General features: G+C 71.9%; 1 protein-coding gene. It reads right to left on the reverse strand.

The features are described from left to right. Positions 1 to 231, reverse strand: a 231-nt coding sequence (locus QN345_RS20410) for a DUF4350 domain-containing protein (RefSeq protein ID WP_323509280.1), incomplete at both ends; no start/stop codon positions are given.

Genomic DNA, 231 nt, shown 5'->3' on the forward strand with positions numbered 1-231 from the left:
GTCCGGGGTGCGAGGGCCGCCATGGCCGAGATCCGGTCGTTCGTCAGATAGCCGTTCGGGTCACTGAAGAACAGGGTCGGATCCGTGCTCGCCGCGGCGATCGTGCGAGCCTCGTCCAGGGAGTCCGCTGTCGTGACGCGCACCCCCTGCTGGCGCAGCACCTCGACGAGGGCGCGGGCGCCCGCCGGTGCGGCGTTGTCGGCGGCGAGCATCTCGACCATACGGTCGCGC

It is taken from the genome of Cryobacterium sp. 10I1 (assembly GCF_035019805.1).
Taxonomy (GTDB): Bacteria; Actinomycetota; Actinomycetes; order Actinomycetales; family Microbacteriaceae; genus Cryobacterium; species Cryobacterium glucosi.